The 202-nt window shown below is 64.4% G+C and carries 1 protein-coding gene; it reads right to left on the reverse strand.

The window, feature by feature from the left end; genetic code table 11:
• Positions 1-202, reverse strand: a 202-nt coding sequence (locus tag L978_RS18085; protein WP_047524877.1) for a DUF7507 domain-containing protein, incomplete at both ends; no start/stop codon positions are given.

The raw sequence follows: 202 nt of genomic DNA on the forward strand, positions 1-202 counted from the left end.
CGTGAGCGTGATGTTGCCGGTGTTCAGGACCACGAACGAATAATCGATCGTCTCGCCCTCATCTGCCAGACCGTTGTCATCGGTGTCGTTCAACGACGCGACCTTGTCGATCGCGAGACCGGGACCGGCGACGGGAGTGGGGGTGGTCTCGGTGTCGGTCGGCGGGGTGATCGGATCGACTCCCGGCGGGGTCGTCGCGTTG

The sequence above is a fragment of the Microbacterium sp. ZOR0019 genome (genome assembly GCF_000800925.1).
In the GTDB taxonomy this organism is placed as follows: Bacteria; Actinomycetota; Actinomycetes; order Actinomycetales; family Microbacteriaceae; genus Microbacterium; species Microbacterium aurugineum.